At 71.5% G+C, this 7,118-nt stretch carries 7 protein-coding genes and 1 pseudogene; 5 read left to right on the top strand and 3 right to left on the bottom strand.

Features of this window, described 5'->3' with window-relative positions; genetic code table 11:
• Positions 1-542: pseudogene (locus CCN39_RS01410) on the top strand (L-threonylcarbamoyladenylate synthase); the annotation flags it as partial.
• A 6-nt stretch (positions 543-548) separates the two neighbouring features.
• Here the strand turns inward: CCN39_RS01410 and CCN39_RS01405 are convergent.
• On the bottom strand, positions 549-1,214 hold the full coding sequence (locus CCN39_RS01405) for a maleylpyruvate isomerase family mycothiol-dependent enzyme (protein ID WP_086837984.1): 666 nt from the start codon (positions 1,212-1,214) through the stop codon (positions 549-551).
• Positions 1,215-1,360: 146 nt separating this feature from the next.
• Between CCN39_RS01405 and CCN39_RS01400 the strand changes: the two genes are divergently transcribed.
• Together CCN39_RS01400 and CCN39_RS01395 are read left to right on the top strand one after the other, a co-directional pair.
• The gene (locus CCN39_RS01400; RefSeq protein WP_086837983.1) at positions 1,361-1,744 is read left to right on the top strand and encodes a YciI family protein; all 384 of its coding nucleotides are present in this window, start codon (positions 1,361-1,363) and stop codon (positions 1,742-1,744) included.
• A gap of 1 nt (position 1,745) precedes the next feature.
• Entirely contained in the window at positions 1,746-2,990 is a 1,245-nt protein-coding gene (locus CCN39_RS01395; RefSeq protein WP_208630100.1) for an RNA polymerase sigma factor, read from the top strand.
• Positions 2,991-3,074: 84 nt separating this feature from the next.
• On the opposite strand, the gene CCN39_RS01390 is transcribed toward CCN39_RS01395, so the two are convergent.
• Both CCN39_RS01390 and CCN39_RS01385 read right to left on the bottom strand, forming a co-directional pair.
• Positions 3,075-3,773, bottom strand: coding sequence for a winged helix-turn-helix transcriptional regulator (locus tag CCN39_RS01390; RefSeq protein WP_086837982.1), 699 nt, complete (start codon positions 3,771-3,773; stop codon positions 3,075-3,077).
• Positions 3,774-3,838: 65 nt separating this feature from the next.
• Entirely contained in the window at positions 3,839-4,654 is an 816-nt protein-coding gene (locus tag CCN39_RS01385) for an AfsR/SARP family transcriptional regulator (RefSeq protein ID WP_086837981.1), read from the bottom strand.
• Between the two features lie 492 nt (positions 4,655-5,146).
• Here CCN39_RS01385 and CCN39_RS01380 point away from each other — a divergent pair, with 492 nt between their 5' ends.
• Complete coding sequence (locus tag CCN39_RS01380) at positions 5,147-6,052, top strand: helix-turn-helix transcriptional regulator (protein ID WP_167454945.1); 906 nt, start codon at positions 5,147-5,149, stop codon at positions 6,050-6,052.
• Between the two features lie 73 nt (positions 6,053-6,125).
• Positions 6,126-7,118: DUF1702 family protein (locus CCN39_RS01375; RefSeq protein ID WP_143263883.1), on the top strand; the 993-nt coding region annotated here is incomplete at its 3' end.

The raw sequence follows: 7,118 nt of genomic DNA, 5'->3' as shown, positions 1-7,118 counted from the left end.
GCAGGTCGTCGACATCCTCCGCGGCGACGGGCTGATCGCCTACCCGACCGACTCGTGCTTCGCGCTCGGCTGCCGGCCGGGCAACCGCGACGGGCTCGACCGGATCCGCGCCATCCGCAAGCTCGACCACCGGCACCACTTCACCTTGGTGTGCCAGGACTTCGCGCAGCTGGGGCAGTTCGTCCACATCGACAACGCGGTGTTCCGCGCGATCAAGGCGGCGACCCCGGGCAGCTACACGTTCATCCTGCCCGCCACCAAGGAGGTGCCGCGGCGGCTGATGCACGAGAAGAAGAAAACGGTCGGCGTGCGCATCCCCGACCACCGCGTCACCCAGGCGCTGCTGGCCGAGCTCGGNNCTGCCGGGCGAGGGCGAGCCGATGACGCAGGGCTGGGAGATCAAGGAAGAGCTGGACCACCAGCTCGACGCGGTGCTCGACTCCGGTGACTGCGGCGTCGAGCCGACGACCGTCGTCGACTTCTCCTCCGGTGAAGCGGAGATCCTGCGCATCGGTGCGGGGGACCCGGCTCCGTTCGAGTGACGCCGCTCAGTACTCCAGCAGTTCCAGCCATTCGGCGGTGTGCTTTCCGGTGAAGGTCAGCGAGAGCTGTTCCGCGAACCGGCGACCGGTCACCAGCAGGCAGAAGTCCTCCGCGGAGCCGGTGACGCGGCCGGCGGCGTCCGCCGGCCCGAAGTCGAACCGCGCCCCGGACGGGGCCAGCAGCTCGAACCGGAACGGCTCGGCGGGAGGTGTCCGGCCGTGCCGCTGGTAGGCGCGGTCGCGGTTGCGCACCCCGAAGTAGGCGACGTGGCCGATGCCGTCGTCGCGCCGGATCCGGACCCCGAACGTGTCGGCGATGTCCTGGCCGCCGCCGAAGAGCTCGCTCAGCGCGGCGGCGGCGAGCACCGACGGCCGCAGCGGGCCCTCCCGCCACGGCAGCCGCGCGTCCGGCGGCGCCGAGGCCAGGAGGGCGTTCGCCTTCCGCTGCTCGATCAGCCAGCCCAGGATCGCCTCGTCGAGGCTGTCGAAGGTCAGCTGTGCGGTGACCCCGAAGACTTCGGGGTTCTCCACGCTCAGCCGCAGCAGCCGGGCGGTCGACGTCAAGCGGGCGAAGTGCGCGGTGACGTCCGGGGCGTTGCCGTAGCCGTGGCGTTCCGCCAGCGTGGCGAGCGCCTCGGTCTCCGTCCCGAGATCCGTGAACACGTCCGGCATGGTGGTCGCCCTCTCGTCCGGAGCCGCTGGTGCACCTCCTGGAGCGTGCCACGCCCGGTCGGCGGCGGGCGTCTTTGCGCTTGCTCCACGGCGGGTCGGTTATCGTCGTCCCGACGCGCACGTGCGCGAGACGAAGGGAACCGGTCGTGAAGTTTCTGCTGATCATGCACAACCGGCCGGAAGTGCTGAGCCGGCTGTCCGAGCAGGACATGAACGGCGTGATGACGGGGCACCAGGACTTCATCCGGCGGATCCGCGAGTCCGGTGAGCTGATCAACACCCAGGCGCTCGCCGAACCCGGCGACGGCGCCGTCGTCCGGGTGCGCGACGGCCTCCCCGCGGTGACCGACGGGCCCTTCCTGGAGTCCAAGGAGTTCCTCGCCGGGTTCTACCTCGTCGAGTGCGCGAGCCGGGAACGCGCCTACGAGCTCGCGGCGATGATCCCGGACGCCGGCATCGAAGGCCTCGGCATCGAGGTGCGCGAGGTCCTCTACTTCGCGGACGCCGACTCCGAAGAGTCCGGTCTGTGACGTGACGGCCGACGCCGCCCTCAGCGAGGTCCTGCGTCCGCTCGTGCCGCAGGTGCTCGGCGCGCTGGTCGGCAGGTACGGCCAGTTCGAGGCCTGTGAAGACGCCGTCCAGGAGGCGTTGCTCGCGGCGACGCGGCAGTGGCCGGACGAGGGGATCCCGGAGAACCCCCGCGGCTGGCTCGTCGCGGTCGCCACGCGCCGGCTCACCGACCTGTGGCGCAGCGAGAGTGCCCGGCGCCGGCGGGAGGAAGCGGTCGCCCTCCAGGAGGGGGAGAGCGCGGCGGTGGTCGCCGGGCCGGACCCGGACCGGCCGCCCGAGCAGGACGACACCCTGAACCTGCTGTTCCTGTGCTGCCACTCCGCGGTTTCGCCACCGTCCCAGGTCGCGCTGACCCTGCGCGCCGTCGGCGGGCTGACCACCGCGGAGATCGCCCGCGCCTTCCTGGTTCCCGAAGCCACGATGACCCGGCGGATCACGCGTGCGAAGGAAAGCATCGCGGCCGCCGGCTCGACGTTCCGCGCGCCGTCCGCCGCGGACTTCCCGGACCGGCTGCGCGTCGTTCTCCAGGTGCTGTACCTGATCTTCAACGAGGGCTACACCGCGACGTCGGGCGAAACGCTGCGGCGCGGTGAACTGGCCACCGAGGCGATCCGGCTGACCCGGGCGGTGCACGCGCTGCTGCCGTCGGAAGGCGAAGTCGCCGGGCTGCTGGCCTTGATGCTGCTGACCGACGCACGCGAGGAGGCGCGCACGGGCCCGGACGGTGACCTCGTCCCGCTGCCGGAGCAGGACCGGAGCCGCTGGGACGCGGCGATGATCGCCGAGGGCTGTGCGCTGATCGACCGGGTCCTCGGCCGTTCGCCGGTCGGGCCGTACCAGGTGCAGGCCGCGATCGCCGCGCTGCACGACCGCGCCCCGAGCACCGCGGAAACCGACTGGCCGCAGATCGTGGAGCTGTACGAGGTGCTCCGGACGCTGATGCCGGGGCCCGTGGTGACGCTGAACCACGCGATCGCCGTGGCCCAGGTGCACGGCCCGGTCCGCGGGCTCGAACTGCTCGACTCGATCGAGGGAACGCAGGACGTGGCGCGGCGGCTCGACGCGGCCCGTGCCCACTTGCTCGAGCTCGCCGGAGACCACGACCAGGCCCGCCGGCACTACCAGCGGGCGGCGGAGCGATCGGCGAGCCTGCCCGAACGGCGTTACCTGATGGCGCGGGCCCGCCGGATCGGGCTCGCCTTGTGAGGCGGGGTGTTCCGGTGCGTCTGTGAAGCAGCGTGTCCCGGCGAGCCCGGGACACGCTGCTCCCGCTCCGGCGGGTGCCCGGCCTCAGCGGACGACGATGCCCGAAGGCGGTTCCGGCGCCGCAGGCACGTGGAAGAGCCGGGTGAACAGCTCCAGGTCGGCCGGGTCGCCTTCGATCGCCAGCTTGCCGGAGCGGACCGCTTCCGCCGCCGTGACCTGACCGCTCATCAGGTCGATGATCGCCGGGCCGTGGGCGGCGCGGATCACCAGGTCGACGCCGGCGAAGCGGCCCTCGGCCACCTTGACCGCGCCGTCCTCCACCAGGGCGTGGACGATCATCCGGTCGTCGTAGTGGATCTCGAAGTTGATCTGCAGGCCGTCGGCCTGCTCGGGGCGGAACGTCGTGTACAGCGAAAGGATCGCCGAGTCGAGGGTGAAGACGTCCTCCGGGCCGGGTTGGTTCAGCGAGCGGGCGCCCCACAGGCCCAGGTCGAGCAGCACCTGGTCGAGTTCGCTGCCGTACTGGGTGAGTTCGTACACCAGGCCGGCGTCGAGCTCGGCGCGGACCCGGCGGCGGATCACGCCGCTCGCCTCCAGCTCGTTCAGGCGGGCCGAGAGGATGCTCGGCGGGATCTTCGGCAGGCCGGCCTGCAATTCGTCGTAGCGCTTCGGGCCGAGCACGAGGTCACGCACGACGAGCAGCGACCAGCGCTCGCCGATGATCTCGAGGGCGCGGGCGAGGCCACAGAACTGGCCGTAGGCACGGGTTTGCGGAGCGGGCATCGAACTTCCTCACTTCTGGGTCGGGCACTGCGTCGGACGGGTACGGCGGATGCCGGGGAAGCGGTTCACCGGTGGTCACCTTCGGAGATCAGGTCCCGGTGCAGCGTCTGGATGTCGTCGCACGGTTCGACACCCAGCTCGTCGGCCAGCCGGGAGCGCAGCTTGCGGTAGACGGCCATCGCGTCCGATCGCCTGCCGCTGCGCCCGAGGACGCGCATGAGCTGGCCGTGCAGGGCTTCGTCGAGGGGACTGCCGGTGCTCAGCGACCGGAGTTCGCCGATCAGCTCGCGGTGGCGGCCTTCGGTGATCTCGGCCTCGATGCGCAGGTGCAGCACCGTGCGGCGCAGCTCCAGCAACTCGGTGCGGTACGCCGACAGCACCGGCCCGCACGGCAGGTTCGCCAGCGGCGCACCGGACCAGAGGGCGAGCGCCGAGCGGTAGGCCTCGGCCGCCGCGCGCCGGTCGCCTTCGTCGGTCCGCTCGCGGCCGAGGCGGTGCAGGTCTTCGAACTCGTGAACGTCCACTTGGGACGGTTCGATGTGCAGGGTGTACCCGGACGGCTTGGTCACGAGCATCTTGTCCGCGTCGGCCGCCAGCCGGTTCTGCTCGATGCACCGGCGGAGGTGGTAGACGTAGGTGTGCAAGGTGGTCCGCGCCGTCCGCGGTGGGTTTTCGGACCACAGCTCCCGGATCAGGGTGTCGATGTGTATCATCCGGCCCGGACGCATCACCAGGACCGCAAGCAGCTGCAGGATCTTCGGCGTCGTGGGCGCGTAGTCCACACCGTCGCTGAGCACTTCCAGCGGACCGAGGACGGTGAAGCGCACACCTTGCCGCGGTGCACTCCTCGTGCCTTCGGTTCGCCGCTCGGCGGAGTACATGGCAGCCTCCAGCATCCTCGAATGTCCGCGCGATCCCCAGTTCGTGCTCACAGGTCGGTGGACGGCCGACTCCGGGCTTCGTGTCGAATGTGACAGAGCGGTCGAAGCGCGGCCAGTGAACCGCCCACCCGAGTCGACGTGCGTTTTCCGGGGCGGCACCTGCGTTTCGCATGTTTGCCGGGTGCGCGGTGCACCCGGTGCACCGGGGCGGACCCGGGCGAACCTGGGCGGATGCCGTGGCCCGGTTCCCCGGAACGGACCAGGCGCCGCCACGGCCGGACCAGCGGCGGGCCACCGCACCGGCATCCGGCACCCCGGCGCCGTGCGTTTCGCATACCACGACCGGGCGAATGTAATCGGCCCTGCCGTTGACCGCGCGTGGCCTCGCCGGTTTCCGCCCGGCGCCTCCAGCGCTCGTCAATCGATCTGCGAGACCGGGCGCATTCCCTGACACCAGGAGAACTGCCGCCAGGGAAACCAGAGGTAGGACTGATGATGTTGCGATCGGTTGCGGCTGTCGGCCAAGACAGCGAGTTCGACGATCGGCTGGGTGAGCCCGCACTCGAACGAGTGGAGAAGGCGGTCCGGCCTGCGGTGCTGCAGGCGATCTCTTCGATCCAGGAACGGTACTTCGAGCCGATCACGCTCGCGGACCTGGCGTCCGAAGTGTTCGTCAGCAGGTTCCACTTCTCCCGGATGTTCGCCGACGCGACCGGGGTGACCCCTCGCCGGTTCCTCACCGCGGTGCGCCTGTTCCAGGCCAAGCGGCTGCTGCTGACGACGTCGCTGAACGTCTCCGACATCGTGTGCAGCGTCGGCTACAGCAGCGTCGGCACCTTCACCAGCCGGTTCTCGCGTGCGGTCGGGATGACCCCGACGCAGTACCGGGAACCGCAGGTGGCCGAGCTCCTCGTGGCGGTTTCGGCCACCTACCAGCGGCTGCCGTCGCTGCGCACGCTGCGGACCGCGGGCCGCAGCTGCGCCTCGCTGCAGACCGGCACGGGTGTCCTTTCGCTGCAGGTCGACCTCCCGCAGGGCTCGGCGCCCGCGGACATCCTGGTCGGGCTCTTCGCCGACCCGGTGCCCCAGTGCGGGCCGGTCGCCTTCGGCGGCATGGCGAACATGAGCTCGGGCGAGCTGACGATCCACGGCGTCCCCGCCGGGCGGTGGACCGCGATCGCGGTCGCCCAGCACCGACCGGGCGCGCCCGGGCCGCGGTTCTCCATCGGTTACTCGGGCGTGCAGGTTGCGCCGTACGGCCAGTCGACCGGCCGGATCGGCCTGCGCGCCCCCGCGGCCACCGACGCGCCGATCGCGATCACGCTGGCTTCGAAGCAGTCCCCGTTCACCCAGCGGATGCTCGCCTCGCAGCGGCCGCACCTGCGTGCCGTCGCCTGATTCCCCTCCCGACCTGCCGATCCGGGCCGAGCCGGCCGGATCGACAGCCACGTCACAGTAAGGACGACCACGGATGTCGACCGTCATCGGAGTGCTCCGCAAGCGGTTCCTCGCACCGTCGCTCGCCTCGGTCGGGTTCGCCGAGCGCGGCTTCCCGGTCACCCACACCGACGCGACGGCCCGGCTGGAGGCGGTGCCGCAGGCGGTGGTGTGCGGGTTCGAATGGGCCATCGAAGGCGCTTCCCTGTGGGAGATCGAACGGCGCCTCGCGCTGATCGAGCCCGAGCAGCGCGGGTTCGCCTACGAGGGCGCCACGATGGGCTACACGATCCTCGACGCGATGCCCGGCGGCGGCCGGGACCGGACGCGCGAACTGCTCGAAGGGCCGGGCCGCCCGCACATCTTCCTGACCTACATCGGGATCGGCTTCGCCATGGCGCGGCTGCCGCGTCCACTGTGGAAGACCATCCTGCCCGAGCTGACCGGGGTGGCCTACCACCCGGTGATGAGCTGGCTCGCCGTCGACGGCTACGGCTTCGACCGCGCCTACTTCGACACGGACAAGTGGGTCGGCGAGCAGGCGGACCCGGTGCCCTACCCGTGGGCGGGCCGGCCGGAGTACTTCGGCCGCGCCTTCGACCAGGGCGTCGGCCGCGCGCTGTGGTTCATCAACGGCGGCAACCCCGAGGCGGCCGCGGCCGCGGCCGGGAAGTTCCCCGAGCACCGCCGGGCGGACCTGTGGAGCGGGATCGGGCTCGCCGCGACCTTCGCCGGCGGCAGCGACCAGCGCGGGCTCGGCAAGCTGCGCCGGCTGGCCGGGGAGTACTACGACCAGCTCGCGCTGGGCGTGATCTTCGCGGTGAAAGCCCGCACGTACTCCTCCTACGTCCCGGCGCACACGCACCTCGCGGCCGGCGTGCTCACCGACCTGTCCGTGCAGGGCGCGCAGAACCTCGCGGACCGCACCGAGCGGGCCGACGGCGACGACGGGGCGGAGCCGCCCTACGAGCTGTGGCGGCAGCGGATCCGGGCGGAATTCGACTCGGCCGCCCGGCGCCGGGCGGGC

Origin of the sequence: Amycolatopsis kentuckyensis (genome assembly GCF_002155975.1) — a bacterium.
Taxonomy (GTDB): Bacteria; Actinomycetota; Actinomycetes; order Mycobacteriales; family Pseudonocardiaceae; genus Amycolatopsis; species Amycolatopsis kentuckyensis.
This window is presented reverse-complemented; position numbering and strand designations above follow the sequence as displayed.

Coding starts and splice junctions, on each gene's coding strand:
- CCN39_RS01405 (WP_086837984.1), bottom strand. CDS start 1,214: ATGCCGGACGTGTTCACGGATCTCGGGACGGAGACCGAGGCGCTCGCC.
- CCN39_RS01380 (WP_167454945.1), top strand. CDS start 5,147: ATGATGTTGCGATCGGTTGCGGCTGTCGGCCAAGACAGCGAGTTCGAC.
- CCN39_RS01385 (WP_086837981.1), bottom strand. CDS start 4,654: ATGTACTCCGCCGAGCGGCGAACCGAAGGCACGAGGAGTGCACCGCGG.
- CCN39_RS01390 (WP_086837982.1), bottom strand. CDS start 3,773: ATGCCCGCTCCGCAAACCCGTGCCTACGGCCAGTTCTGTGGCCTCGCC.